Annotated in this window: 19 protein-coding genes; 12 read left to right on the top strand and 7 right to left on the bottom strand. The window is 59.3% G+C overall.

Annotated elements, in window-relative coordinates; all coding sequences use genetic code 11:
* Positions 1-30: 30 nt before the first annotated feature.
* A complete protein-coding gene (locus M5G18_RS23540) occupies positions 31-1,539 on the bottom strand; it encodes an AhpA/YtjB family protein (protein ID WP_085608487.1) in 1,509 nt (502 codons plus the stop codon).
* Between the two features lie 134 nt (positions 1,540-1,673).
* On the opposite strand from M5G18_RS23540, the gene serB reads away from it, so the two are divergent.
* Complete coding sequence (serB, locus tag M5G18_RS23535; protein WP_007952163.1) at positions 1,674-2,888, top strand: phosphoserine phosphatase SerB; 1,215 nt, start codon at positions 1,674-1,676, stop codon at positions 2,886-2,888.
* Between the two features lie 39 nt (positions 2,889-2,927).
* On the opposite strand, the gene M5G18_RS23530 is transcribed toward serB, so the two are convergent.
* The gene (locus M5G18_RS23530) at positions 2,928-4,682 is read right to left on the bottom strand and encodes a molecular chaperone (RefSeq protein ID WP_273897043.1); all 1,755 of its coding nucleotides are present in this window, start codon (positions 4,680-4,682) and stop codon (positions 2,928-2,930) included.
* Positions 4,683-4,902: 220 nt separating this feature from the next.
* Here M5G18_RS23530 and M5G18_RS23525 point away from each other — a divergent pair, with 220 nt between their 5' ends.
* Positions 4,903-5,304, top strand: a complete 402-nt coding sequence (locus M5G18_RS23525; RefSeq protein ID WP_007952165.1) for a lectin OAA family protein — start codon at positions 4,903-4,905, stop codon at positions 5,302-5,304.
* A 60-nt stretch (positions 5,305-5,364) separates the two neighbouring features.
* Here M5G18_RS23525 and asd read toward each other — a convergent pair whose 3' ends face one another.
* Genes asd through M5G18_RS23510 form a run of 3 tightly spaced genes read right to left on the bottom strand, consistent with a single transcriptional unit; the run spans position 5,365 to position 8,637 of the window.
* Entirely contained in the window at positions 5,365-6,225 is an 861-nt protein-coding gene (asd, locus tag M5G18_RS23520; RefSeq protein ID WP_064379081.1) for an archaetidylserine decarboxylase, read from the bottom strand.
* Positions 6,226-6,243: 18 nt separating this feature from the next.
* Positions 6,244-7,059 carry a rhodanese-like domain-containing protein gene (locus tag M5G18_RS23515; protein WP_064379082.1) on the bottom strand — a complete coding sequence of 272 codons (816 nt, stop codon included), beginning with the start codon at positions 7,057-7,059 and terminating at the stop codon, positions 6,244-6,246.
* 39 nt (positions 7,060-7,098) lie between these two features.
* Positions 7,099-8,637: an HDOD domain-containing protein gene (locus M5G18_RS23510; RefSeq protein WP_273897044.1), complete on the bottom strand. Its 1,539-nt coding sequence runs from the start codon at positions 8,635-8,637 to the stop codon at positions 7,099-7,101.
* A gap of 166 nt (positions 8,638-8,803) precedes the next feature.
* Between M5G18_RS23510 and motA the strand changes: the two genes are divergently transcribed.
* A complete protein-coding gene (motA, locus tag M5G18_RS23505; RefSeq protein ID WP_007952169.1) occupies positions 8,804-9,655 on the top strand; it encodes a flagellar motor stator protein MotA in 852 nt (283 codons plus the stop codon).
* Positions 9,656-9,658: 3 nt separating this feature from the next.
* Positions 9,659-10,738, top strand: a complete 1,080-nt coding sequence (motB, locus tag M5G18_RS23500) for a flagellar motor protein MotB (RefSeq protein WP_273897045.1) — start codon at positions 9,659-9,661, stop codon at positions 10,736-10,738.
* Between the two features lie 56 nt (positions 10,739-10,794).
* On the opposite strand, the gene rsgA is transcribed toward motB, so the two are convergent.
* On the bottom strand, positions 10,795-11,826 hold the full coding sequence (gene rsgA / locus M5G18_RS23495; protein WP_273897046.1) for a small ribosomal subunit biogenesis GTPase RsgA: 1,032 nt from the start codon (positions 11,824-11,826) through the stop codon (positions 10,795-10,797).
* A gap of 107 nt (positions 11,827-11,933) precedes the next feature.
* Here rsgA and orn point away from each other — a divergent pair, with 107 nt between their 5' ends.
* The 6 genes from orn to M5G18_RS23465 all read left to right on the top strand — a co-directional run bounded on the left by orn (position 11,934) and on the right by M5G18_RS23465 (position 23,254).
* Positions 11,934-12,476, top strand: a complete 543-nt coding sequence (gene orn, locus M5G18_RS23490) for an oligoribonuclease (protein WP_197869922.1) — start codon at positions 11,934-11,936, stop codon at positions 12,474-12,476.
* 83 nt (positions 12,477-12,559) lie between these two features.
* A complete protein-coding gene (locus M5G18_RS23485) occupies positions 12,560-13,171 on the top strand; it encodes a trimeric intracellular cation channel family protein (protein ID WP_064593093.1) in 612 nt (203 codons plus the stop codon).
* A 180-nt stretch (positions 13,172-13,351) separates the two neighbouring features.
* Positions 13,352-14,386 (top strand): hypothetical protein, encoded by a 1,035-nt coding sequence (locus M5G18_RS23480; protein WP_273897047.1) that lies wholly within the window; start codon positions 13,352-13,354, stop codon positions 14,384-14,386.
* Positions 14,387-14,572: 186 nt separating this feature from the next.
* Complete coding sequence (locus tag M5G18_RS23475) at positions 14,573-17,080, top strand: leucine-rich repeat domain-containing protein (RefSeq protein ID WP_273897048.1); 2,508 nt, start codon at positions 14,573-14,575, stop codon at positions 17,078-17,080.
* A 363-nt stretch (positions 17,081-17,443) separates the two neighbouring features.
* Positions 17,444-18,385 carry a hypothetical protein gene (locus tag M5G18_RS23470; protein WP_273897049.1) on the top strand — a complete coding sequence of 314 codons (942 nt, stop codon included), beginning with the start codon at positions 17,444-17,446 and terminating at the stop codon, positions 18,383-18,385.
* A 99-nt stretch (positions 18,386-18,484) separates the two neighbouring features.
* Positions 18,485-23,254 (top strand): RHS repeat domain-containing protein, encoded by a 4,770-nt coding sequence (locus M5G18_RS23465; RefSeq protein WP_273897050.1) that lies wholly within the window; start codon positions 18,485-18,487, stop codon positions 23,252-23,254.
* Positions 23,255-23,341: 87 nt separating this feature from the next.
* Here M5G18_RS23465 and queG read toward each other — a convergent pair whose 3' ends face one another.
* Complete coding sequence (gene queG / locus M5G18_RS23460) at positions 23,342-24,403, bottom strand: tRNA epoxyqueuosine(34) reductase QueG (RefSeq protein ID WP_273897051.1); 1,062 nt, start codon at positions 24,401-24,403, stop codon at positions 23,342-23,344.
* Positions 24,404-24,466: 63 nt separating this feature from the next.
* On the opposite strand from queG, the gene M5G18_RS23455 reads away from it, so the two are divergent.
* Positions 24,467-25,966 (top strand): NAD(P)H-hydrate dehydratase, encoded by a 1,500-nt coding sequence (locus M5G18_RS23455; protein WP_273897052.1) that lies wholly within the window; start codon positions 24,467-24,469, stop codon positions 25,964-25,966.
* Positions 25,954-26,424, top strand: a complete 471-nt coding sequence (gene tsaE / locus M5G18_RS23450; RefSeq protein WP_273897053.1) for a tRNA (adenosine(37)-N6)-threonylcarbamoyltransferase complex ATPase subunit type 1 TsaE — start codon at positions 25,954-25,956, stop codon at positions 26,422-26,424. Before M5G18_RS23455 ends, tsaE begins: the two co-directional genes overlap by 13 nt.
* Positions 26,425-26,454: the final 30 nt, after the last annotated feature.

Here is a 26,454-nt window from a genome sequence, read left to right as displayed (position 1 = left end):
CTCATCTGCGGGCTTCTTCACATCAGGGCCTCAGGCCCGACGCTCATGCATCCGCGCCAGTTGCCGCTCAAGCATCGACGGATAAGGCTCCATCAACCGCTCAACACAGCAAGCCCCCTCAGGGCTGGCAATCGGCCGGATCCGCGCACGCTGACGGATCAGCGCGTCGTCACCGATCTTGCGCTCCACCAGCAGCAGGTTGCGGCTGTGCTGCGACAGGGCTAGGGCGTCCTGGGCGGAATCGGTCAGCAACAGGTCGATCTGGCTCAGACCAAACAGCTCATCGCCGAGGGTCAGGCCCAGCTGCAATTGCAGGGTGATGCCGCTGTCGGCGACTTCGATCTGCAACTGGTGGCCCAGCGCCCGCAGCAGCTCGCCGCAGCAGATGGCGTTGGTCAGGTAGTCGTCGCCGCTGTCTTCGGTGTGGAACAGCATCAGCGTGCTGCCATCGTTCAGGGTTTCGATTTCGCCCTGATACAGCGACGCGGCCTGTTCCAGGCAGTCGCGATAGCGATCCTGCAACTCTTCCAGACGTGCACGCGGCAAACGGCGCAGTTGTTCCTGCGAGCCCAGTTGTACCGCCAGCACCGCCGTGTGTTGCGGCACGCTCGGGGTCGGTCGGCGCACGGCCGGTTGTGCTGCTTCGTCCAGCGACTCGTCACGCAGATCGGCGAACGGATCTTCGTCATCGTCGTCTTCAACGGTGCTGACCACATGGCGTGGCGCAGGCTTCTGCGCAGCCATCGGGCGGCTCTCGTCGAAACTCGGATCACGCAGGTTGCGCACTTCGAATTCCGGCTCGTCGTCCTCGAACTCGGGTTCCGGCTCGGGCTCCGGTTCAGCCGGCTCCGGGGCATAGTTGGCGTGCAACTGGCGGGCAAGATCGCCGATCTCGTCCTGACGCTCGATCCCCGGCGTGTATTCGTCGATCCGGCGCAGCCACACGCGCAATTGCAGCAGCGGCGTGGAGATGTGCCGGCCCAGACGCAGGCTCAGGGCCAGGGACAGTGCCAGCAGGATCGCACTCAGGATGCCCATGCTTTGCAGGCTGATGGTCATCGGCTGCTGGAACTGATCCATGTCCAGGCTGATGCGCAGTTGCCCGGCGGTCACGTCCTGGAAGGTGATCTTGCTCTCGTACATGCCCTCGGCTTCGCCCAACAGACCGTGCTTGGGCCGCTGACCTGACTCGGCGAGGATGCGGTTGTCCACGCTGTAGATGGCGGCGTGGGCCACCAGCTTGTTCTTGGTCAGGTTGTTGAGCAGCACGTTGAGGCTGAGGATGTCGTTGGACACCAGCAGTTCGGTGGCGGAGGTGGCGGTCTGCGTGGTCAGGCTTTCGCCCAGCGCATCGGCCTGCTCGTGCATGGCCTGCTTGAACTGCAGGCCCATCACGCAGGCATAGATCACCAGGGCCAGGGCGACCAGGATCACGTTATGGCTGGCAATGCGCAATGCAATCGGTACACGGCGGTGGCGCAGTGCACGGAAGATCAGCAGAAAGAAGTTATCGGTTTTAACTGGCGTGGGCCGGTTCACTGAGCTCGGCTCTTTTGTCCGTGAAGTTGACGCGCAGTATAGCGACAGGCCCTAGACCGGCAAAGCGCTGGCGGTGCCCGATGGTCACTGAAAGTGGGTAGAATGCGGTTTTTTTCCAGTTGCGGGGGTGCGCGTTGCGCGAAATCGTCCTGATTAACATCACGGGAGTCGACCGTCCGGGTCTGACGGCGGCCATTACCGGTGTTCTGGCCCAGGGTGGTGTGAATATCCTCGACATCGGTCAGGCGGTGATTCACGACATGCTGTCGTTCGGCATCCTCGTGGAAATCCCCGATTCCGAGCAAGGCAAGTCGGTGCTCAAGGACATCCTGTTCAAGGGCTATGAGCTCGACCAGCAGGTGCGCTTCACCCCGGTGTCCGAAGAGGATTACCAGCAATGGGTGGGCAATCAGGGCAAGAAACGCCACATCGTTACCCTGCTGACCCGCAAGGTCACCGCCGGCCAGTTGCAGGCCGTGAGCTCGATCACCGCCAAATACGGCCTGAACATCGACCATATCGACCGTCTGTCGGGTCGCATGCCGCTGGACACCCCGGCTGACAAGGGCAAGGGCTGCATCGAGTTCTCCGTGCGTGGCGAAGCGGCCGACCCGCAGGCCCTGCGCGCCGAATTCCTCAGCGTGGCTCAGGAACTGAACGTCGACATCGCCTTCCAGGAAGATTCGCTGTTCCGTCGCAACCGTCGTCTGGCGGTGTTCGACATGGACTCGACCCTGATCGAGGCCGAAGTCATCGACGAACTGGCCAAAGCCGCCGGCGTCGGCGATCAGGTTTCGGAAATCACCGAGCGGGCAATGGCCGGCGAGCTGGACTTCCGCGCCAGCTTCAAAGAGCGTCTGGCGCTGCTCAAGGGCCTGGATGTCAGCGTGCTCGATTCGATCGGCGCCTCGCTGCGCCTGACCGAAGGCGCCGAAACCCTGTTCGCCGAACTCAAGCGTCTGGGCTACAAGACCGCGATCCTGTCGGGCGGCTTCACCTATTTCGCCAAACAGTTGCAGGCCAAACTCGGGATCGACTACGTGTTCGCCAACGAACTGGAAGTGGTCGACGGCAAGTGCACCGGCGTGGCGATCGAGCCGATCGTCGATGCCCAGCGCAAGGCCGATCTGCTGAAACAGCTGGCTGAAAAAGAAGGTTTGCGTCTGGAGCAGACCATCGCCGTGGGCGACGGCGCCAACGACCTGCCGATGCTGGCGATTGCCGGTCTGGGCGTGGCGTTCCGCGCCAAGCCGCTGGTCAAGCAGTCGGCGAAGCAGGCGATCTCGACCCTCGGTCTGGATGGCGTGCTGTACCTGCTGGGCTTCCGGGATCGCGACGGGCAGCTTTGATATAAGCACGGGATCGCAGCCCTCGGCTGCGGTCCTGGCTCAAAGGGACTTCCACAACGAGTCGAAATCCTCTTCGCTCCCGCCATTCCTGGCGGCTTCAAGCGAGCGATAGGCAAACTGATTGAAACTGTGAGTGCTGGCCACCCGCCGATCCAGCCCGGCGCGGTGCTCTTCGCCCTGAGTGTTGATCAGCACTTTATTACCTTCCTGAAACGGCAGCCGTGGCGCCAGTAACGTCGCCGGCAAGTCGATCGCACTGATTTCCGGCAACAGCAAACCGCGCAGATACTGGCTGTGATCATCCCGCGAACGCACCAGTTGCAGCCCGCACGGCCGGGCATGGGGCGCCACCAGTTCGATGCCCATTTGCGTACCGGCGCCGCGCACCTGGCGGACCCAGCGCACCACGGCAATGCTCCAGCCTTGATTGAGGCTGTCCTGAATTCCGACCATTTCCCCGGCCTGCAATTCGGCGGGAACCTCCTTTGGCCAAGCCAGGCAATAACCGCCGGGGCTGTGGTTGATGACGGGCAAGGCGTAGGTCGGGTAATGCGGCGGACTGTCGGCGTCGCCTTCATCGTCGATCAGCGGTTCGTAACGGATTTCCTCGTAAGGCAACAATTCATCGGACGTGCTCTGTGGTGCGGCGTCGAACGCCTGGCTCCAACTGTCCTTTTCGCCCTGAACCACCGCGCGGCTGAAATTCGCCGCACGGGCGCCGGGGTGCTTGAGCAGTTCGCTGAAGGTGCGCTCGCCGCCGAGGTAGAAGTGCAGGGCGCTCATGCCGACGCACACGGTCAGGTTGCCCTGGCCGACGGTGCGTTGGAAGCTGCGTTCGGCGGCCTCGCCCCAGGTGGCATGCAGGTGTTGCAGGGTGTCGAGAGTCAGCCCGGCCGGCACGGGCAGCGGGGTAGTCGCATCCTGATGCAGCAGGTGGGCCTCGATGGCATTCACCAGCGGTTGCGGATCGAAACCGAGCAGGCTGGCCTGTTGCTCGCTGCGAAACTGGGAGCGGTAGCGCGGGCCAGCGTCGATCTCTGCCGAAACCGCGAACAACCCCTCGCCCGGATGGGCGGGATGCAGTTTCAGCCACGCACTCCATGGCTCCACAACTTGGGCCAGACGCGCGATCTGGTTCTGGCGCAACTGATTGCAGCGGGCGCTGCCCAGCAGCAGGGCGGCGAGGTAGGTCTGTTCGACGCTCAACTCGCCGGTCAGGCTGGCAAGGTCGTCGCGTACCCGGCGATGTTGCAGTTGCAGCTCGCAGGCACAGCGAAACAATTGATGCAGCTCGAACCACAGCTGCTCCGGTGCGGCGCTGTACAACTGCGTGGCGCGAACCAGTTGCCCTTTCAGCGCATGGGCTGCGCGTTGCAGCGCTTCGCTCACCAGGGCTGCGCGATCCCGGGAGTACTTGGGCGCGATCCGCGCAATGATTTGTTTGTAACCGATGGCCAGCTGATTTTGCAGGGCCTGGCACAGGTTGCTGATCTTGCGAGAGCGCTCATCGAGCATGATTGCCTGATGCAGAAAATGTCGCTCCAGATGCTGGCAGACGAAGTAAACCTCGGGTCGCAGCAGTTCCAGCAGATGCAGGCGATTGTCGCTGGGGGTCAGCAGTTGATTGAGTTCACCGAGGCCTTGATACAGCAGGCGCGCGGTTTCGCCGATGTTGGCCTTGGGCAGGCCGGCGATCCAGCGTTTGAGGTCACGCGGGGTGGCTTCACAGAAAGACAGGCGCAACTGTGTGGGCGTCGGGGCGCTCAGTTTTGGTTGGTATCGTGGCTCACTCATGCCGTGACAAGCTCCGGCGGCGAATTGGGCAATGCCAAAAACTCTAGCAGTTGTGCTCTGTTTCGCAGGCGATTGTCAGGCTTTTTACCGTTGGTCTGCTGGCGGGGTGCCATTTCGGCAGGCGCTACTAGGCTCTCAGGCGTGCGATCGGAAACGCACGGTTGCACGGCTTGCCGCAACGTCGGGCAGGTCTCTTTAAAACTTCAAGGAGATGAGGTTCATGTCTAAATACGCAGTGGCAAATCAATGGGGCGGTAGTTCGGCACCTTGGCATCCGGGTGGAACCTGGGTGCTGGGCGCGCGGGACAACCAGAACGTCGTCGCGATCGAGATCAAGTCCGGCGACGGTGGCAAAAGCTTCACCGGCACCATGACCTACGCCGGCGAAGGCCCTATTGGCTTCAAGGCTCAGCGCACTGGCCAGAACCAGTACAACGTCGAGAACCAGTGGGGTGGCAACGATGCCCCGTGGCATCCAGGTGGCAAATGGGTGATCGGCGGGCGAGATAACCAGAACGTTATCGCGTTGAGCGTCACGTCCAATGACGGAGGGAAAAACCTCAGCGGCACCAATACCTACGCCAACGAAGGGCCGATCGGCTTCCGTGGGCAGATAGAGTAACGGCGCCACTCAGGTCGTGTCCGCCCCTTCGCAGACGTGCGAAAGGGCGGATCAACAGGTTCAGGCGTTGGACTGTGCCAGGGCCTGACCCATCTGTACCGGCGAGCCGGCTTTCAATTCTTCAACCCATTTCACCTGATCCGGCCCGAACAGCACGATCGCGGTCGAACCCAGCTTGAAGCGACCCAGTTCCGCACCTTTTTCCAGATGAATCGGTGCACGGGCGGCTTCGTCGTAACGGAAGGTTTTCAGCTCGCGCTTCGGTGGCGTGACCAGACCGGCCCAAACGGTTTCGATCGATGCCACGATCATCGCGCCCACCAGCACCACGGCCATCGGCCCGCGCTCGGTGTCGAAAATGCACGCTACACGCTCGTTGCGGGCGAACAGCTCCGGAACGTTTTCCGCGGTGGTCTGGTTGACCGAGAAGATCCGGCCCGGGATGTAGACCATTTCGCGCAGGGTGCCGGCCAACGGCATGTGCACGCGGTGGTAGTCCTTCGGCGACAGGTAAACAGTGGCGAATTCACCGCCCATGAACGGCGCCGCATTGGCCGCATCGCCGCCCAGCAGTTCCAGCACGCTGAAGCTGTGGCCCTTGGCCTGGAAGATGCGACCGTGTTCGATCGGACCGAGCTGGCTGATCGCACCGTCGGCCGGGCTGAGGATCGCGCCCGGGGTCTGATCCAGTGGGCGAGCGCCGTCTTTCAAGGCGCGGGTGAAGAAGGCGTTGAAGTGCTCGTAAGCGGTCACGTCTTCAACCAGTGCCTGCGACATGTCCACCTGATAACGCTTGGCGAACCAGGTGGTGAAGGCATTCTTGAACCAGCGCACGCGGCACTCGGCGACGCAGCCGGCCAGGCGCGACAGCAGGTGATGAGGCAGCAGGTACTGGCTGATGATAAACAAACGCTCTTTCATGACTGTCCTTAAAAATCCTTAAAGCTCGACGGGGGTGTCGGGGTGGTTGCCCCATTCGCCCCAGGAACCGGCGTAGCCCTTGACCCGCGGATAACCGAGGGCCTTGGCCACCAGATAAGTGAAACCGGACCGGTGATGGGTCTGGCAGTGGGTAATGATTTCTTTGTCTTTGGTGATCCCGAGGTTTTCGAGGATCTGCGGCATGTCGGTACGGATGCGCAGCTGACGCGCCTGATCCATGCCCGCCGTCCATTCGAAATTGACCGCGCCGGGGATGTGCCCGCCCTTGGCCGCCAGGACTTTCTCGCCGGAATATTCCAGCGGGCCGCGAGCATCCCAGATTGCCAGGTCAGCGGCGCCGAGACGGCTCTGCAGGTATTCGCGGGTGGCGGTCGGTTCCTCGTGCAGCGTGAGGGCAACCGGGCCGCCCGCCGCCGGAGGAATCTGGATCGACATCGGCGAACCTTCCGCCAGCCACGCCGGCAGACCGCCGTCGAGGTAGTGGTACTTGTCGTGGCCGATCACGTCGAGCAGCCAGATGAAGCGCCCGGCCCAGCCGCCGCCTTCGTCGTCATAGACGACGTAGACCGCGTCCTTGCGATGGCCGAGCTCGCCGAACAGTTCTTCGAGTTTTTCTTTGCTCGGCAACAGGCCCGGAGCCGGCGCCTGACCCAGCTGGGTGCGTTTCGGATCGACAAAACGTGCGCCGGGAATATGTCCCTCGGCGTAGCGGGCGGCACTGGTCAGATCCACCAGAATCAGATCGCGGGATTCGAGGCGCGGCAGCAGGTCGCTCGGCTCGATCACCAGGGCCAGGCCAGAGAAATCAGACATGTGAGGTCTCCAGAGCACAAAGGGGAAGGATTGTAGCTGTCATTGGCCGCGCTGGCTAAAACTGTGCAGGGCTTTCTCGATGCATTGCGCGGTTTTGCCGAAGGCTTGCACCGTGATGTCGGCAAAGGGCCCGCCACCCTGGTCGGCGACCACGATCATGATCACCCGGCCGTTGTTCACCAGCGAGCGCAGGAACAGGTGTTCGCCACGAAACAACGTGCGCAGCGAGGGCGGCAGCAGGGCGGAAAACTGGGCGTTGTTGTCCGGGGTGATTCGCACCTGTGCCTGCTGCGCGAGCAAGCGTTGCAGCACCGAACTCTGGCTGACGACGAAATTGAGCGCAGCGGCTTCCTTCGGCAGCCCCGAGGTTTGATGGACGCGCAGATTGGCGTGGCTGCGGTCGGCCATCAGGATCATCACCCGGCGCATGCCGCTGGCGACCAGCGCATCGCGGGCGGCGACGGTCAGGCTCATGGCATTGGTGAAGCGGCTTGGCACGGCCAGCAGCTCGGCGCATTGGCGGCGCCACTGGGTCAGGTCTTCAGCGGACGGCGCCGCAGCCGGGAGCATTCCGGCGGGCAGGCGACGGGTGCCCCAAGGCCAGAGTAGCGAAACCGCCGGGTGCCAAAGGTCCGGCATGGAATGATGACGGGCGCTGACGGCGGCCTGTTGGTGCAACTGCTGTTGCACCTCGTCCATCGAGATTTGCAGGTAAAGGCTGGTCAGGTATTGCCAGCGCTCACTGTGCGGACTGTCCCAGGCCTGTTGCGCCGAGAGTGCCAGGCCGTTGGCCAGCAGCACGGTGTTGGCCGGCTGATTGAGCCAGCGGCGCAGGGTCGGGTCGTCATCGAGGCGATTCTGTTGGCGCAGCGGATGATCGACGTCGCGGGCAATGCGCAGGACTTTGACCAGTTCGCGCTGCTCGGTCAGCAGCAGCCGGTAACCTTGCTGGACCCAGATCGGCAGACGCCAGGCTTCGACCAGCGCTTCGCCGATTTTCAGCAGGCGCACACCGAACAGCTGCTTTTCCACGACTCGCGCCGATTCGCCCTTGTGGATAACCCGCACTTCCCACTCTTCAAGCAATTTGGGAAAGGTCAGTGCCAATGGCCACAGCGGCGACAGAAACAGCAGGCTGCCCCAATGAATGTCCTGCCACAGGCGCGCGAGGCGGCTGGCAAAAAATCCGTTGGCCTGTTGCGTGGCGTGCTGGCTGATCATCTGCAACTGGCGCAGGGCCTGGGGGATCTGTGCGGCAGGTTCGGCGGGCAGGCGAGCGAGCAGTTCTTCGGTACGGCCAAGGCCGAGACGATTGATCGCCACTTCGAGGTTTTCCGCCGGCGCGGTCATGTTGCCGTGGGTGTGGCGGTTGGCTTCGCGGATGATGCTCAGGGCCAGCGCCGGGCTGTCCTGCATCAGGTCGGCGATGTCGCGCAACGAGCTGCGGTCATCGCGAATCGCCCGGCAGACCCGGTCATGGGCGTCTTGCGGCACCGGCAGGCGAACGCTGTCGAGCAGCTTCACCCAGCCATCGAGTGTGGTCGGTTTTACGTGTGGGACGTTCGTTTCATTAGCCATGTCTGGACGAGATCTTCACTGACTGTAGACGCGCCCGGCATGGGCTAAATTGGCTTTTCGCCTGAACTGGCTATAGTCTGGCGCAGTTTTGCCGATAAGTAGAAGAAGAGATTTTTTAACTTCCGAATATGACCTTGAACCCGACTTAAATAAGTACTTTCTACCTATGGCTAAAATTATCGGCATCATCGTCGTATTCGCGAGCGTGCTCGGCGGATACGTGCTCTCCCACGGCAAGATTGCCGCCCTGATCCAGCCTTTCGAGGTGATGATCATCGGTGGTGCTGCACTCGGTGCATTCCTGCAGGCCAACCCCGGCTACATGACGATGCACGTGCTCAAGAAATCCCTGAGCATGTTCAGTTCGCGTTTCAGCCACACGTTCTATCTGGAAGTGCTGGGCCTGATCTACGAGATCCTCAACAAGAGCCGCCGCGAAGGCATGATGGCCATCGAAGGCGACATCGAAGACGCCGCCGCGAGCCCGATCTTCGCCAAGTACCCGGCGGTCCTGAAAGACGAACGCATGACCGCGTTCATCTGCGATTACCTGCGCATCATGTCGTCCGGCAACATGGCTCCCCACGAGCTGGAAGGCCTGTTCGACATGGAACTGTACAGCCTGAAGGAAGACCTCGAGCATCCGTCCCATGCGGTGAACGGCATTGCCGATGCCATGCCGGGTTTCGGTATCGTCGCGGCGGTACTGGGTATCGTGGTGACCATGGCCTCCCTGGGTGAAGGCGATCAGAAGTCCATCGGTCTGCACGTAGGTGCGGCACTTGTGGGTACCTTCTTCGGTATTCTCGCGGCGTACGGTTTCTTCGGCCCGCTGGCGCACTCCCTGGCCCACGATGCCAAGGAAGAGCTGAACGTCTACGAAGCCATCAAGGCCTCGCTGGTGGCTTCGGCTTCCGGCATGCCGCCGTCGCTGGCTGTCGAGTTCGGTCGCAAGGTTCTGTACCCGGCTCACCGTCCAAGCTTTGCCGAGCTGGAACAAGCCGTTCGCGGTCGCTAAGTCATGGAAAATAACCAGCCGATAATCATCAAGCGCGTCAAGCGCATCGCCGGCGGGCATCACGGCGGGGCGTGGAAGATCGCCTTCGCCGACTTCGCGACGGCGATGATGGCGTTCTTCCTGGTGTTGTGGCTGCTGTCCACCGCGACCCCGGAACAGAAGATCGCCATCGCCGGTTACTTCAAGGACCCGGTCGGTTTCTCCGAGAGCGGCACGCCGTACATCATCGACCTGGGCGGCACGCCGACCCTCGCGCCGGAAAACACCCTCAACCCTGAGGTGAAGTCTCAGCCGCAGCCGGATAAGGTCACGGTCGACACCGAACAGGTTGAAGGCATGGCCGAGCAGGTCGAAAAGGAACGCCTGGAACTGCTCTTGCAAGAACTGCAGAACAAGGTCGACGAGAACCCGCAGCTGCAGAAGTTCAAGGACCAGATCCTGTTCGAGATCACGCCGAACGGCTTGCGCATCCAGATCATGGACGCCGAGAACCGGCCGATGTTCGACTCCGGTTCCGCACGTCTGAAACCGTACTTCGAAGATATCCTGCTGGCCATGGCCGACACCATCAAGGCGGTGCCGAACAAGATCAGTATCAGCGGTCACACCGATGCCAAGCCTTACGTGGGCAACGGCGACTTCGGCAACTGGGAACTCTCGGCCAACCGTGCCAACGCCGCTCGGCGTGCGCTGGTGGCGGGCAGTTATCCGGATGCTCAAGTAGCGCGGGTTGTTGGTTACGCCTCGTCGGCACTGTTCGACAAGGAGAACCCGTTCAACCCGGTCAACCGCCGCATCGACATCGTGGTGCTGACCAAGAAGGCCCAGGCGGCCATCGAAGGTTCGCAAGGTGCCGACCCGTCGCAACCGGCAGATCAAGGCCAGAACGGCGCCGCGCCGGCCACCCCGGTCGACCCGAACGCCTTGCCGGCGGATCAGCAGCCGGTGCCGGCCCACGAGCTGCGCGAACGGCTGAACCTGTTCGACGACCCGCTGCCGAAACCGACCGAACCGGGTGCAGCGGCACCGGCCACGGCGCCTGCTGCACCGGCCACTGCTCCGGCGCCAGCGCCGAAACAGTGACCCACAAAAAAGCCGCGAGATGATCGCGGCTTTTTTGTGTCTGGCTATTTTAAAGCCTAGTAACCGTTTTCCGGCAGGCTGGCGATGATCGAGCGGTAGCTGTTCATTCGCTGTTGCTGCACACGGCCGTCTTCCAGGGCCTTGAGCAGTGCGCAACCGGGTTCGCGATCATGCTTGCAGTCGCGGAAGCGGCAGGTGCCGAGCAGGTCGTTGAACTCGATGAAGCCGGCTTCGACGTCGGCGCGGCTGACGTGGCCCAGGCCGAATTCGCGGATGCCCGGGGAGTCGATCAATTCACCGCCGCCGGGGAAGTGGAACAGGCGTGCGGTGGTCGTGGTGTGCGTGCCCTGACCGGAAAGCTCGGACAGCGGGCCGACGCGGGTTTCGACTTCCGGCAGCAGGCTGTTGACCAGCGACGATTTGCCGACACCGGACTGGCCGACGAACACGCTGATGCGCCCGTCGAGCTGTTTCTGCAGTTGCTTCATGCCGTTGCCGTGGTGCGCCGAGACTTCCAGCACCGGGTAACCCAGCGTGCGGTAGACCGCCAACAGCGCATTCAGCGCCGGGGCGTTCTGCTCGTCGATCAGGTCGAATTTGTTCAGCAGCAGCAACGGACGGATGCCGGCGTGCTCGGCGGCGACCAGATAGCGGTCGATCAGGTTCGCATGGGGCTCGGGCAGCGGGGCGAACACGATGACGATCATGTCGACGTTGGCGGCCACCGGTTTGAGCTGGCCACGGCTGTCCGGGCGGCAGAGTTCTGTGGTGCGCGGCAGTTGCGCCACGATCACGCCGATGCCCTGGTTGCCGGCACGCCAGACCACTTGATCGCCGGTCACCAGCGCTGGCAGGTTGGCCCGCAAGTGGCAGCGGAAGACCTGGCCGGCCAGTTCGCCGTCAACGGCCTCGACCTCGACCTGCACACCGAAGTGGGCGATCACCAGGCCGTGCTGTTCCGGGCCCAGATCGCCGCCCTCGAGCGCCTCGACGGCCGAGGACTCGCGTTTGGCGGCGCGGGCGGCGCGCTCGCCCTGAATCTTTTCGATGCGCCAGTTTTGACGACGATTGAGTTGGCGTTTGGCCATGGGTGTTCCGTCTGAAGAATGCAGCGATTAGGTAAAACGGCCGCGAGTTTAGCACGCCCGGCAGGCTGCCTAGGCTAAACTGCGCAGCATTGCTCAGGAGCCGAAATATGCAAAACCCGCAGAATCTGATCTGGATCGACCTCGAAATGACCGGTCTGGATCCGGAAAACGACGTGATCATCGAAATGGCGACCATCGTCACCGACAGTGACCTGAACACCCTGGCCGAAGGCCCGGTGATCGCCATCCACCACAGCGACGAAGTCCTCGCCCGCATGGACGAGTGGAACACCCGCACTCACGGCAACTCCGGCCTGACCCAACGCGTGCGTGAAAGCCGCGTGAGCATGGCCGAGGCCGAAGCCGAAACCATCGCTTTCCTGGAAAAGTGGGTGCCGAAGGGCAAGTCGCCGATCTGTGGCAACAGCATCTGTCAGGATCGCCGCTTCCTTTATACCCACATGAAGGCGCTGGAAAGCTACTTCCACTACCGCAACCTCGACGTTTCCACGCTCAAGGAACTGGCCGCGCGCTGGGCGCCGGACGTGCGTGACAGCTTCAAGAAGGGCAGCACTCACCTGGCACTGGACGACATCCGTGAATCCATCGCTGAGCTGCAGCACTACCGCAAGCATTTCATCAAGTTCTGAGATCGGCACCCACGCCGGGGCGCCCTCTTTTGGTGCCTCGGCGAAGTGAGTAGACTGCGCGCCTTCCTGCCAGGATCGCCACCATGTTGCTGATGCTCTACCTCGTCGCCATTACTGCCGAAGCCATGACCGGCGCCCTGTCTGCAGGCCGTCGCGGCATGGACTGGTTCGGCGTGGTACTGATTGCCTGCGTCACGGCCTTGGGCGGTGGTTCGGTGCGCGACGTGCTGCTCGGGCACTACCCGCTGACCTGGGTCAAACACCCGGAATACCTGGTGCTGACGACGGTCGCCGCGATGATCACCGTGTTTACCGCACGCTGGATGCGTCACCTGCGTTCGCTGTTTCTGGTGCTCGACGCGGTTGGTCTGGTGGCGTTTACCCTGATCGGCTGCATGACCGCCCTGGAAATGGGCCACGGAATGCTGGTGGCCTCGGTCAGCGGCGTGATCACCGGGGTATTCGGCGGCATCCTGCGCGACATCTTCTGCAACGACATTCCGCTGATCTTCCGTCGCGAACTCTATGCCAGCGTCTCGTTCGCTGCGGCGTGGTGCTACATGCTGTGTCTGTTCCTGAACGTGCCGAGCGAACAGGCGATTCTGATCACGTTGTTCGGTGGTTTCCTTTTGCGCCTGCTGGCAATCCGTTTTCACTGGGAAATGCCGAAGTTTGTTTATAACGACGAACATTGATATTTGTTGTATTCAGGTATTTGTTTGCTAGGTAACAGGTTTGTAAGTCGCTGAGGACTTGCAAGTGTATGTTTCTTACATATTTCGCTTTGCCGGTTTTTTGAAGGGCATGTTATTTCTTTTGTTGATGGAATGTTCGATATCCATCTTCAATTAAAAGCTCTTCAAAGGATATGCATCATGAGTGAAAACACGGAAGCAACGCCGAATCAACAAACTATCCCGCCCGTCCTCCAGGGTCTTGCCAGTTTCAAAGTAAAGTTTGATGCCAGCGACAGCACTCGCAGTAAGTCGTTGTACGGTAATGGCCGCATGCAGGTGAAAGTGCAAGTTCTGGTTTCCGGGGTAGACGCCAACGGCAACACCATGCACGTACCGGCGGAAGTGATGGACAGCATCGAGCTTATTCATTACGGCACTGGAAAAACGTTGCGTGACGGCTGGGCCGCGAGTACTGAACAAGGGCGGTATACCCTTGAGGCAAAAACTTCGTTCACAGCTGCAGACGTTAATGACGACGATGTGGAAGATGACAGCGTCCATCCTCAGGTGCGCACCTTCTGGGTATCTTCGTCGGTCGCCGGGACGACCCAGATCGCCGCACGCCTTGATCTGAACGGGCAGCGGGTTCTGAGTAACGGCACCACGCTTTCCAGTGTCCATGACAGCAGTGTCACTCTCGAAGCACAATTGCCTCAGACCTACGCCATTGAACAATTCCGCTGGTATCAAACCCGGCGCGGCAATGAGGAACCCGGCAATCGCATCTGGAACTACTATCTGGGTCTGTATCCGCAGGGGCAGCAGATCAAACTGGTCGACTGGGTTGCAGATGGAGTAAGTGCTCATGTTGATCATGATTTTGCAGGGGGCAACAAACTTGAGGAATCGAAAACCAACTACATGCGGGCCACGCTTGTCCGTCCTGAGCGAAGTACGCTGGGTGTGAAGTTGCCGTTTAATGGCAATCCAGTTGCATTTGCTTTTTTTTCTGACGCCATTACCAGGAATGAAAAACTTTACTCTGTCAGAGTCAATGATCACGACGGAGAGTTGACCGTCGTCCAGGCACTGTCCGAGTACTCGTCACTTGCGCCGGCATCCAGGTTCGGCGACGTTTTTCGCTTTCGTGCCATTGATCAACATGGTACGGAACACAGGCTGGCAATCCGCATAAACTTCCAGGAGCGCAATATCTATCTGGAGCGAGGCTGATTCCAAACTTTGCTGATGCAGGTTTCCCGGGTGTAGTAGATATCTATGCCCTTGGGATCTGCATCTGCCAATAAACTGTGATGTTCAATTCCCCGGTAATCGCATCAGAAGTGCTTTTACCTCTTTGCGGCGTTGACCCTTCAGTGATGCGGGGTCAACGCAACTTCACGTCAAGGATGAGCATACATGGCTGGCAAACCGCCAAAGGTCAAACCTGTACCTGTTTCAGACAAAACACCCGACTCCAGCACTGTTGGCTCGTATCGGTCACCTCCCTCCGTTCCATCCATGCCGCATCTACCTCTGTCGCATCGTCTGGAACCGTTGCAACCTGGCATCCGGCCACCAGACTTGAGCGCACTGACGCACGCGGTCGGTTTGAGTGCGAGCCCGATGTTTTCCGTGATCGACGAGTTTGCGGCGCTTGCCGTGACGTCCTCGCTGGCAGATTACCGGATACCCACACCCAAAAACCTCGGCGAAGCTGATGCGCAGGGCATCCGGACGTTCAAGCAGCGTCAGTATGTCGCTGTCGATGATGCCCATTTCGTGCAAGTGGTGCTCGATGCCGAAAGTGGCCTTTTTCGCGCCACCCTGGCCAGGGAACTCAACCCTTCCGGCCCGCTGTTGAAACCGGACAGCGAGGGCAGGTTCTGGCTCCCGCTAGACAGCAGCGATTCGCGCAGTCACCTGGCCAGGCTCGGAGTGCTGCGGGGGCGAACGGCAGATTTGCTGCGCTCCATGGGGCATCCAGCCGACGACTTTTTCGATGTCACGATTGCACGCATCCTTGCAGCAAGTGGCATGAATGAAGCGCTGACGCGCGATCCCCGCATGTATCCCTGGTCACTTGCCTTGTTGCATGACACCGCCAGGCGCTTCAGCCTCGATCAGAAAATCCAGGCGCTCACCACCCAAATGCAACATCCCGATCCGTTGGAGCGTGCCCGGATCGATCCGCAACTGCAGGCTCTTCTACCATTGCGCGAAGGCAATCCTGGCGCACGCCATGCTTACCGGGACCGCACGGCACTCTTTGAGGAACATGAGCGTGCGTTCGAACTCGACTGTGAAGAAAATACGTTGCAGATGCGGCGGATTTTTCCTGACCTGCCCAAAGCATTGGCCCAGGCATTGTGGAGCCATGCAAGCGCTGGCGATCGTCTGCACATGCACAACAAACCGGGAATACCGCGGCGAATGGCAGAAGACGCGCTGGTGGCGCTGCGCGATTTTCGTCTCGCCAGAGCCTGTGAAGGTTTGTATCTGGATTCGGTATCCAGCCTGGACAGCGACCGACTGGCGTTGCATATGATCGGGCGACTTGCGCGATGGCCGCAAAACGTTTGTATCGGGATTCGCCAGGGTTTGGTGGAGGCCGGTACCGGCGCACCATTCAATTACATCCTTGTTCGGCAGGAAGCAGGCTATGTCGTCCACAGCCCCGAGGGCTTGTCGTCAAAAGCCGAGGGCGATCTGTATTCGACAGTCTGGGGACTGTTACTGCCCGAGCAGCGCCAGGCGCTCGGTGTGATGGATGGAGGAGGGCAAGCGCTGCAACATCTGATTCGTGCACAACCGTTGCCACCGCGCCAGGTCGTGAGCGAAGCGCTGGGGCTGGCGCCGCTTCCGGTTTCTGCCGATCCCACCGCCGTGCAATACAGGCAAACGGGAGGGTTGCGAGGGGGGGGCGAAAACGACCCGGCAATGACAAGGACGGTTGCGGATCGCGTACGTGATCTTTATCCGCAGCTATCGGACGGGGAGCGGACGACGTTTATCAACGAGCGTTTGAAGAGTGATCCCAACGGAGTACTGACCCGACTGGAAAAAGAGTTCGCGACATTGTGCCAGGATTTGAAAGTATGGTGCGCCGAAGTAGCCCCTCCTCCTGGAGAGGGCCTGCAATGGAGACCCGAAGTTCTGACCGATCAACTTCAGTTGCGCCAACAGTTCAGTGAAAACCTGCAGGCCATCTGGCAGCGAAAGCAGATAACACCCTATGACTGCGGTGGTGAAAGCTTTTCGGCGTTCATCGATTTCACCGGCGAACTGCCGCATATCGCCGCCAGATTTGAGTACGTGACAGAGTTGGTACTGGAGGCCCGCAACCCGAATGTGAAACTGGGCAAGTTGCTCGACAGCTTTCCCAACGTTCGCTATCTGATCCTTGAAAAGGTGCGGATGGAGGAATTCGCCCCGGGTATTTTTCAGATGCGCAACCTGCGGCATCTGGTCTTGAGGGATTGCTCACTTCGACTGACTGACAACGAAGCGGAAGGATTGGCGAGAATTGAAACCCTGACGCTGTTGAGACTTGACGATAATCCGCTGGGTGTTGTTCCGCATCTGGGATTCATGCGCCAGTTGAAAGAGGTGTACTTGAGTGGTTCCGGCCTTGTTCGGGTTCCTTCCGGCGTGGAGCATCTGGAAAGCCTGAAGCTGCTTGATTTGCACGATAACAATATTGTCGATGTCAGCGAGGAGCTTTTTGAAATACCGGATACGCAGAATTTGTTTATCAATCTCATCGACAATCCACTTGGGGAGTCTGCAAGATCTCGTATCAACGAATATCTTCAGAATGCGAGTATGGATAGCAAGATCGATATCAGAGTCCGAGAGCCTGTGTTTGATGATATTTCAGATCTTTCCGACTCTTCTGATAGTGGTGTGGAGTCTGAAAGCGATTGATGGCAGTTTTGGGTAATCACGAGTGATGTGAGTTTTTACCTGGCGGTAGTTTTTTGTTTTGGCCACCTGTTCCCTCGTTTTCTGGCGAGTGCGTGAAGGTGGCTTTTTTGTGGGTGAATAAATGTAACTTGATTGATGATTTTGGTGTTGTCCGGGAAGTTGGTTTAGGAAGGGCTGGCGTGCTTTGACTGGTGTTTGTGAGTTTTCAGGTGTTCTTAATTTTTCAGGGTTTCTGTTTTTTAATATCTATTCTCGTTTGATCACATTTTGATATGGGGTGCTTCTGTTTTTTTATCTCTCGGAAATGTACTAATTGGTCTGCGCAATAAGGCGCTTGTCCAGTTTTTTTCGGAGAAAGTTAATATGTTTGAGAATGATCTGAATATTCAACGCCTCGAGGTAAAGTTCGAGTCGTCCACTGAACGTCAAAAAGTACTTTATGCCAACGGCCGCATGCAGGTGCGGGTGCTGGTGCTGGTTTCGGGAGAAAACGCTCAAGCAGAGGAAGTTTCGCTCCACGGGCATCCCGCTCTGGAGACGCTGAAGTTGATCAGCTATAACACCTCTGCTCCGCTTGGCGGCGACTGGAACGTCGACGCACAAGAAAACCGTTATGCCCACGACATTGCAGGAGGGACTGCTCGCGTTATGCCGTTGGTACCGGCGGTGGGTAATCGACTTTCCGATCCATCGGAAAGTATTCAGGTTTTCGAGTTCTGGGTGACTTGCCGCCGCCCGGGCTCGATCCAGATTGCCGCTGAAATCACCCTGGAAGGTAAAAAATATCGTAGCAATGGGTTTGAAGGCCATGACAGCAGCGTTTCGCTGCAGGCGATTGCACCCAAGCTGTATCCGGTTTCAAATTTCATGCTGAACAGGACCAGAGTCCTCGATTCACCCAGCCTCTTTGAAAAGGTAGAGCAGTACAGCCTGGTCTTGTACGGCGAAGGACGGCAGATCAATCTGCTTGATTGGAAAAGTCTGCAGGTTAAATATGATGCAGAGTTTGCAACCGAATTCTTCTCTTCTGGTGATGCCACAAAGGTCTCGAGCGGGCTGAAAAGCTATGTCGGCTACATTGCTCCGATTTATGGTGCGCAAGTGACGGCACGAACCTCTCAAGGCTTTCGAACCGTATCTCAAGATCCTGGAACAATATCGATAATCAGCTATTTGACAGCTGAACATCCCAATAAGCCTGAACGAACGGGGCAAGTGGATTTGCACGTTTTTGATGAGTTCGGTACAGAACACATAATTCGTATCAGTCCTGATATTGCCAATCGCACTTATAAAATAAGTTGATGCGGGTTTTGAGGGCTCATTGCTTTCCTTGCTCGCTCGATCAAGTCAGCAGAGCTCTCGTTTTCATATTTTACTTTGCAGGTTTCTGGATATTATTTCATGAGTTATCAAGCCTCCGATTTCGTGAGCTCTAATGCCTTCAATTTTAGTGATTTTGTTTCCGGGGGAGTTGATCCCCGAACAGGCATATATACCTGTGCCTTGAAACTTGGAACTGTTCGGTCTGCAGATCTCAATGGGCCCTCATTCAATCTTGCATTGGGCTTCAATCCACTCAATACACGTAACGCCGGCTATGGTACCGGATGGTCGTTATCCTCCAGTCGATATGACTTGCGCAGCAAGGTCATGACATTGGCCACCGGTGAAACCTATAAAGCTTCTGAAACCAGCAATGCTCTGTTGTTCAGGGAAATGAAACTTGAGAGTGCCAAAGTCCTGAAGGTCGGCACCGGACTTTATGAAGTCCGTTACAAGGATGGTCGGCGGGAGGAGCTTAAAGTCCACGGTGCCACCAATGTCGCAGTGCCCGTGCGAATCTTTGCGGCGAACGGGGCAAGCATCAACTTGAAGTACACAACGTTCAATGAGCAACCCATGCTGATTGAAATCGCGGATGCAAAAAGAGTTCTGCTCAACGTCAGCCGTACGGCTGGTCGGCTCACGATGACTCAGAATCCGGGCACGCCATCCAGTGCCGAGTTCTCGATGACGTTCAAGAACGATCGAGTCACTGCTATAGGTTTGCCGGTCGGCAGGGGCTGGGATCTGCAGTACGAAGTCATTGATGGCATCAGCTATCTGAGGCGAGTGGATTCGCCACTCGGCGCGGTGGAAATCATTCGCTACAAGCAGGTCGGACATCTGCTTCCCACGCTTGAGGGCGTACAGAGTCTGCCCTATGTGATAGCCCACGACATTTTCGCCAGGCAGGGGCAGCCGAAAGTCGTCAAGACCTACGCATATTCAGACCACAATTACTTGGGTCATGGCGTACCGTCAGATCCCGTTGATGACGGTGACCCGCTTTATCGCGCACCCGGGAGCTATCAGTACAGTTCCACCGAGCGATTGATTGTGGGAGAGAAAACGCATACCCGGATCAACCGTACTTACAACAAATTTCACCTGTTGGTTTCTGAAGTGACCATCAGTGGTGAGTCGGTGGCTTCGGTTTCTACCGAGTACCATGGTGACGTCAATAAGCCGTTTACTGAGCAGCCGGCGCAATTTCAGATGCCGAAAGCTCAGACTCGCAGTTACGAAAATAGCGCCACCAAGAACAAACGTACTGAAGTATCCACCACTGAGTTCGATTCTGCCGGCAACCTGGTGAAGCAGGTGCAGGCCAACGGCGTAACCACGCAGTACGAATATTATCCAGACATCGAGTCAGTGGATTGCCCGAAAGATCCTTTGGGCTTTATCCGTTTTTTGAAAAGTAAAACCGTGGTGCCAGCAGATGGCGGTGGTGCTTCCACCGTTACACGCTATCGCTATGGGCTTCACCCCGCCCTTGAAGGCGCAACGCTGGCCAGTGTTGTACCCGTCCAGGAAAGTTTTTTCGAGCGGGTAGACGGGGGGGAGATTCTGCGTTCAAAGGTTGATTTGACCTACGTGAACACGCCCGAAAACCCTGCCACGCACAGCCTCTTGCAACAGCAAAGCGTCACCCGCAATGCCAAGGTCACACGTATCGAATACTCGTACGTACCCGACGCCACCACGCGGGTGCTGAAGAAAACCGTGCACGGTTTTGACGGTACGACAAGCTCGACCGAACATACGCTCTCGACCTTGAGCGGACTGATGATCTCCGAGCGCGATGCTGACGAAGGTGTAACCGAATTCGAATACGACAAGCTTGGCCGACGTCTGCGCAAGACCCTCGCGCCCGGTACGGCGCATACCTCCTCTACTCATTGGCGTTATGAGGCCGCCAAGGGGAACGAGCCGGCGACGGTGATCACGTCAGATTCGTCAGGCGGTATGCAAAAAATTACCTACGACGCACTGGGGCGTATCACCGAGGTTCAGGAAAAAGATTGTGACAATCCGGACTCCCAGGGCCAGTTTCCGATGCGCGCAATCTATACCGCCGTTCATGACAGCACGGGGCGGCCTTTTGAGGTCACCCACCGCGACTGGGGGGAAGGGCTTGTGCGGGAGGTCAAATCGGAATTTCTTTACGATGACTGGGGGCAGGTCAAGGAGACCCGCCATGGCGATGGGCGAGTCGAGCACAGTGAGTTTGACCCGATCAGCCGCCAGCAAAAGAGCTGGCAGCAGGGCCTGGGTAAAACCGTCACTGTCGTCAACGCTTTCGGCAAGCCTGACAGCGTCGAGATCTTCGATCTGAAAGACCTGAGCCTGGGTAAAACGGTCAATGAATATGACGGGCTGGGCCGAACACTCAGTCAGACCGATCCGGCGGGCAACACCACCCGTTATGAATACGACGTGTTCGACCGTATGGTTCGCACTATTCTGCCGGATGGCCATGCCGTGGAAACTACGTTTGCAGCCCACAGCACCGATGAGCTGCCGGTGGAAATCAAAGTGGCCGGCCTGCAACTGGGCCAGCAGACGTTCGATGGTTTGAACCGTGTGATCGAGAGTTCGGTGGGTGGGCGTAAGTCGGTCATCCGTTACGAGGCTGGCCGCAGTCAGCCCAAATCACACACGAACCCCGCAGGTCAGAAGACCGAATTCGTGCATGCGCCTGAACATGGGGGGCAGTTGACCGAGCGAAAGGCCGTGAACAAGGGCGACGACGAAGGTTTGGTCACCCGCTTCACCTACGATGGCCTGAACGGGAAAACCAAAAGCTGCATCGAACAAGGTCGCGAGCGTCATTTCGAATACTTTCCTTCCGGGCGGCTGAAGTCCGAAACCACCCGATATGGCGAACAACGCAAGACCGTTTCCCATACCTATTCTTTCGCAGGCCTGCCTCTGACGTACGTGGATGTGCTGGGCACAAAGCACACGACCGAGTACGACACTTGGGGGCGCAGAACCTCTTTCAGGCAGGGTTCGGTGCAGGCTGGTTTTTTCTATGACAAGCGCGGTTTGCTGGAAAAAATCGAAACACGCGATACCTCATCCGGTCGCCTGTTGACGACCCGCCTGGCCTACGATGATATCGGGCGTGAAGTGACCCGCAGTTACGAGGCCAAGGGTCTCCCCACCCAGACACTGACCTCCAGCTACACCATGGGCGGCAAACTGGCGCAGAAAGTTTTGAAGCGTGGCACTTTCGTGTTGCGCGACGAACGATTCACTTATGACGTGCGTGGTCGACTCAGTCAGTACGACTGCGCCGGCAGCCAGCGGCCGAAGGATCCTTATGGCAAAGAGATCGTTCAGCAAAAATTCACCTTCGATGCGCTGGACAACATTCTTTCCCTGCAAACCACCTTCCCGCAGGGGATCAACGTAACGACCTTCAGTTTCAGCCAGATTGATCCGGCGCAGCTCGTCGGGGTTACTCACTCCCATGCCGACTATCCCGCGCCTGTCACCCTGGAGTACGACGCCGACGGCCGGATGATCAAGGATGATCAGGCGCGCACCTTGGCATATGACGCCTTCGGACGCCTGATTCAGGTGAGCAATGCACGAGGCGAGGTGGTACGTGGTTACCACTACGACGGCTTTGACCGGCTGGTCGAGCTTTCGCAGCCTCGGATGCTGGATGTGCAGCGCTATTATCACAACGCCAGTGTCAGCAGCGAAATCCGCGACAAGGATTCACGCAGTATTGTGCGCAACGGCGGGTTGGTGTTGGGGCAGCAACAATCAGGCGCCGATGCAGGCAGCCGGATCTTCGGTACGGATCAGCAGCAAAGTGTGTTGACTCAACTACATGGCGAGCAGTGGGAGGACAACGCTTACAGCCCCTATGGTCATCGCCAGGCCGAAGGCGGGTTCTTCAGCCTGGCGGGCTTCAACGGTGAGCAACTGGATGCGGTCACTGGCCTGTATCTGCTGGGCAACGGCTACCGGGCCTACAGCCCGACCCTGATGCGGTTCACCAGCCCCGACAGCATGAGTCCGTTCGGTGCGGGCGGTTTGAATACATACGCTTACTGCATTGGCGATCCGGTCAATCGTGTTGACCCCACGGGGCATGTTTCCTGGCAGTCGATTGCCGGGATTGCGCTGGGGGTTATCGGGATTGCTGCCAGCATTGTGACCTTGGGCGCGGCTACGCCTCTGGCACTGTTTGCCATGGGTTTGGGCATCGCGTCGGGAGTGGCTGGCATCGGCAGTGAATTGGCGAATGAGCTGGCGCCTCAGTCTCAAGTCGGGGCAATACTTGGCTGGATCAGCCTTGGCCTTGGCATCGCGTCGGCCGCAGCGGGGGTTCTTGCCGTTCGACAGGCTGTCGCGCAAAGCATCAGGCCACGCCCCTACCTTCTGAAATTGGCCGACGTGGTCGACGAGCCGCCGGCCAGGATCGTCGAAATGGAATACGCGACGTTCGGTATGCCGTTCAAGAACAAGGCCGCAGGTGCCGCCGCTCGAGTCGAGCCGCCGGCAAACTGGACCGTGGTTGAAGATATCGGCGCGCACGACTACATCGAGGCTGGCAGGCGCGGCAACGCTCAGAGGGCGAAGTACGCGGAATACAAGGCGGAAATTACTGGACACAATACCCACCCTCGAGAGGCCGCCAAGGTATTCCCGACAGCCTTGTACGAGAACTACCCGAATTACAAAAGCTTCGATCCAAAAGGCGTGCATAAGGACTTCATGCATGCGCACATACGTTTGACGTATGAGCACCGGGCTTTCTTCCTGGTCAATGACAACACCAAGCAAATCATCATCAAGCAGATCGGAAATCACGAGCCGAAATGGTGAGGTCCAGATTGGCCCCGCCTTCAGCGCGGGCTCGCAGATCATTGTTTTCGTCCATCAGCAAGATCAGTTGCCGAGACGGAGATGATTTCATGTCGAGTGCTGACGCAGCGCCCACTCCACATGCTCCCTGACCAACTCTGACGGATGATCCCGTCGCGCCTTCAACGCTTCCAGCACCGGAATCGTTGAAGGCGCATTTCCCAATCCCACCGCCAGATTGCGCAGCCAGCGCTCGTAACCCGCGCGGCGCAGCGGCGAACCCTCGGTGCTGCTGAGGAATTTGTCTTCATCCCACAAGAACAGTTCGGCCAGTTCGGCATTGTCCAGATTGTGCCGTGGCTTGAAATCGCTTTCGCCGGACGGGCGGGCGAAACGGTTCCACGGGCAGCAGATCTGGCAATCGTCGCAGCCGAACACCCGATTGCCGATCAGTGGCCGCAGGTCTTCGGGGATGGCGTTTTTCAGCTCGATGGTCAGGTAGGAAATGCAGCGTCGCGCGTCCAGCACATACGGGCCGACAAAAGCGTTGGTCGGGCAGATGTCGAGGCACGCGGTGCAGCGTCCGCAATGTTCGGTGCTGTGGGGTTCATCCACCGGCAGGGGCAGGTCGACGAACAGTTCGCTGAGAAAGAAATAACTGCCGGCCTTGCGGTTCAGCACCAGGGTGTTTTTGCCGATCCAGCCCAGGCCGGCCTGTTCGGCAATGGCCTTTTCCAGCACCGGTGCGCTGTCGACGAAGGCGCGGAAGCCGAACGGACCGATCTCGGATTGAATCCTGTCCGCCAGTTGTTGAACGCGTTTACGGATCAACTTGTGATAATCGCGGCCCAAGGCATAACGCGAGATGTAGGCCTTTTCCGGTTTGGCCAGCAATTGCGCCATTTGCGTGTCGCCCGGCAGGTAGTCCATGCGCAGCGACACTACGCGCAAGGTGCCCGGCACCAGCTCTTCGGGGTGCGAGCGTTTGCTGCCGTGGGCGCCCATGTACTCCATTTCGCCGTGGTAGCCGGCCTCGAGCCAGCGTTGCAGGTGCTGCTCGTGCTCGGCCAGGTCCAGACCGCTGATGCCGACTTGCTGGAAGCCCAGCTCGCGGCCCCAGTCCTTGATGGATTGGGCGAGGGCTGGCAGATCTGTGGTGATGGCGGACATGAGGCGAGAGAAACCGGAGCTGAGGTGCGTATAATTCTGCCAGACAACGGAGCCCGAAGACGCATGCCGCACACTAAAGATCAATTACCCGACGCGCTGTACCGTGCCGCGCAGGTGCGCGAGCTCGATGCACGGCTGATCGCCGCCGGCACGCCGGGCTTCGAATTGATGCGGCGTGCCGCCCATGCCACGTGGCGCGCACTGGTACGCCAATGGCCGGCCGCGAATGAAATGACGGTGCTGGCCGGGCACGGCAACAACGCCGGCGATGGTTATCTGGTGGCGGCGCTCGCGCATCGGGCGGGTTGGCAGGTTCAGGTGGTGGCTGTCGGCGACCCGCAGCGTCTGAAGGGCGATGCTGCCGTGGCGCACGCCGAAGCCGTGGCCGACGGCGTCTCGATTGCCCCGTGGGATCTGTCCTGCGAATTGCACGGCATCGTCGTTGACGCGTTGCTCGGCACCGGCCTGAGCGGCGAAGTGCGTGAGCCCTACACCGCTGCGATTGCGGCGATCAATGCCAGCGGACTGCCGGTGGTGGCGGTCGATATCCCTTCCGGATTGTGCGCTGATACCGGCCATGCGCTGGGTGATGCGGTGCGCGCTGACCTCACCGTGACTTTCATCGGCCTGAAACTCGGGCTGTTCACGGGCGCGGCGGCGGATCATGTCGGCGAACTGCTGTTTAACGATCTGCAGGCCTCTGCCGAAAACTTCAGTGACATTCCTGCCGCCGCTCAACGGCTCAACGCGGTTAACCTGCCGCGTCCGGCGGCCCGTGCGCCGGCTGCGCACAAGGGGCGTTTCGGCCATGTGCTGCTGATCGGCGGCGATCACGGCTTTGGCGGGGCGATTCTTCTCAGTACTGAAAGCGCGTTACGCAGTGGGGCTGGAATGGTGTCGCTGGCGACTCGCCCGGAACATGTGCCGGCGGCATTGAGCCGGGTGCCGGAAGCCATGGCGCTGGGCACTTCTTCGGCCAATCAATTGATGGGGCTGCTGGAAAAGGTGTCCGTGCTGGTGGTCGGGCCGGGGCTTGGGCAGGCGAGTTGGGGGCGGGCGCTGTTGTCGGCTGCTGCCAATGCCTCGCTGCCGCAGGTGTGGGATGCCGATGCACTGAACCTGCTGGCCTGCGGTTTCGTCAGCCTGCCCAAGGATTGCGTGATCACGCCGCATCCGGGTGAGGCGGCGCGGCTGCTGGGGATCAGTACCGCCGAGGTGCAGGCCGATCGTCCGGCGGCGGCGCTGGCGTTGAGCAAAAAATATACAGCGGTGGTGGTGCTCAAAGGCGCAGGCAGTCTGATTGCTCATCCCGATGGTCGTCTGGCGCTGTGTCATCAAGGCCATCCGGCCATGGCCACCGCCGGTCTCGGCGATGTATTGGCCGGTCTGGTCGGCGCGCTGCTGGCCCAGGGCATGAATGCGTTCGACGCGGCGTGTCTGGCGGTCTGGCTGCACGCCAACGCGGGTCTGCAACAAGGTAAATTCGGCCGTGGGCTGGCGGCCAGTGATCTGATTCCAGCCATTCGTCAGTTGTTGGAGGAGCATGCACCGTGTCTGAAGTAACCCTGTACCTGGCCGATGAACAGGCCATGAGCGACTTTGGCGCACGCATCGCCCGTATCACACAGGGCCATGGCCTGATCTTTCTCGAAGGCAACCTCGGGATGGGCAAAACCACGCTGTCGCGGGGCATCATTCGCGGTCTGGGGCACGTCGGGGCGGTGAAAAGCCCGACCTTCACGCTGGTCGAGCCCTACGAGATCGGTGAAGTCCGGGCGTTTCACTTCGACCTGTATCGTCTGGTCGATCCGGAAGAGCTGGAGTTTCTCGGGATCCGCGACTATTTCGAAGACGACGCCCTGTGCCTGATCGAATGGCCCGATAAAGGTGCAGGCTTTTTGCCAAAGCCTGACCTGACCATTACCATTAGCCCGCAAGACAGCGGACGTTCGCTGACCATTTTATCCCAGGGCTCGCGCGGCGAGGCCTGGTGTGCCGCTTTGGCATTGGAAACCAATTGAATGATGGGGTTAGGTATGCGCTTTCGCGCG

The sequence above is a fragment of the Pseudomonas aphyarum genome (genome assembly GCF_028657055.1).
In the GTDB taxonomy this organism is placed as follows: Bacteria; Pseudomonadota; Gammaproteobacteria; order Pseudomonadales; family Pseudomonadaceae; genus Aquipseudomonas; species Aquipseudomonas aphyarum.
This window is presented reverse-complemented; position numbering and strand designations above follow the sequence as displayed.

Excerpts from the sequence above, each read along its gene's own strand:
- M5G18_RS23485 (WP_064593093.1), top strand. The coding sequence starts at position 12,560 with ATGTTGCTGATGCTCTACCTCGTCGCCATTACTGCCGAAGCCATGACC.
- motA (WP_007952169.1), top strand. The coding sequence starts at position 8,804 with ATGGCTAAAATTATCGGCATCATCGTCGTATTCGCGAGCGTGCTCGGC.
- M5G18_RS23465 (WP_273897050.1), top strand. The coding sequence starts at position 18,485 with ATGAGTTATCAAGCCTCCGATTTCGTGAGCTCTAATGCCTTCAATTTT.
- M5G18_RS23525 (WP_007952165.1), top strand. The coding sequence starts at position 4,903 with ATGTCTAAATACGCAGTGGCAAATCAATGGGGCGGTAGTTCGGCACCT.
- M5G18_RS23480 (WP_273897047.1), top strand. The coding sequence starts at position 13,352 with ATGAGTGAAAACACGGAAGCAACGCCGAATCAACAAACTATCCCGCCC.
- orn (WP_197869922.1), top strand. The coding sequence starts at position 11,934 with ATGCAAAACCCGCAGAATCTGATCTGGATCGACCTCGAAATGACCGGT.
- motB (WP_273897045.1), top strand. The coding sequence starts at position 9,659 with ATGGAAAATAACCAGCCGATAATCATCAAGCGCGTCAAGCGCATCGCC.
- M5G18_RS23530 (WP_273897043.1), bottom strand. The coding sequence starts at position 4,682 with ATGAGTGAGCCACGATACCAACCAAAACTGAGCGCCCCGACGCCCACA.
- M5G18_RS23475 (WP_273897048.1), top strand. The coding sequence starts at position 14,573 with ATGGCTGGCAAACCGCCAAAGGTCAAACCTGTACCTGTTTCAGACAAA.
- M5G18_RS23510 (WP_273897044.1), bottom strand. The coding sequence starts at position 8,637 with ATGGCTAATGAAACGAACGTCCCACACGTAAAACCGACCACACTCGAT.
- queG (WP_273897051.1), bottom strand. The coding sequence starts at position 24,403 with ATGTCCGCCATCACCACAGATCTGCCAGCCCTCGCCCAATCCATCAAG.
- rsgA (WP_273897046.1), bottom strand. The coding sequence starts at position 11,826 with ATGGCCAAACGCCAACTCAATCGTCGTCAAAACTGGCGCATCGAAAAG.
- asd (WP_064379081.1), bottom strand. The coding sequence starts at position 6,225 with ATGAAAGAGCGTTTGTTTATCATCAGCCAGTACCTGCTGCCTCATCAC.
- M5G18_RS23470 (WP_273897049.1), top strand. The coding sequence starts at position 17,444 with ATGTTTGAGAATGATCTGAATATTCAACGCCTCGAGGTAAAGTTCGAG.
- M5G18_RS23455 (WP_273897052.1), top strand. The coding sequence starts at position 24,467 with ATGCCGCACACTAAAGATCAATTACCCGACGCGCTGTACCGTGCCGCG.
- M5G18_RS23515 (WP_064379082.1), bottom strand. The coding sequence starts at position 7,059 with ATGTCTGATTTCTCTGGCCTGGCCCTGGTGATCGAGCCGAGCGACCTG.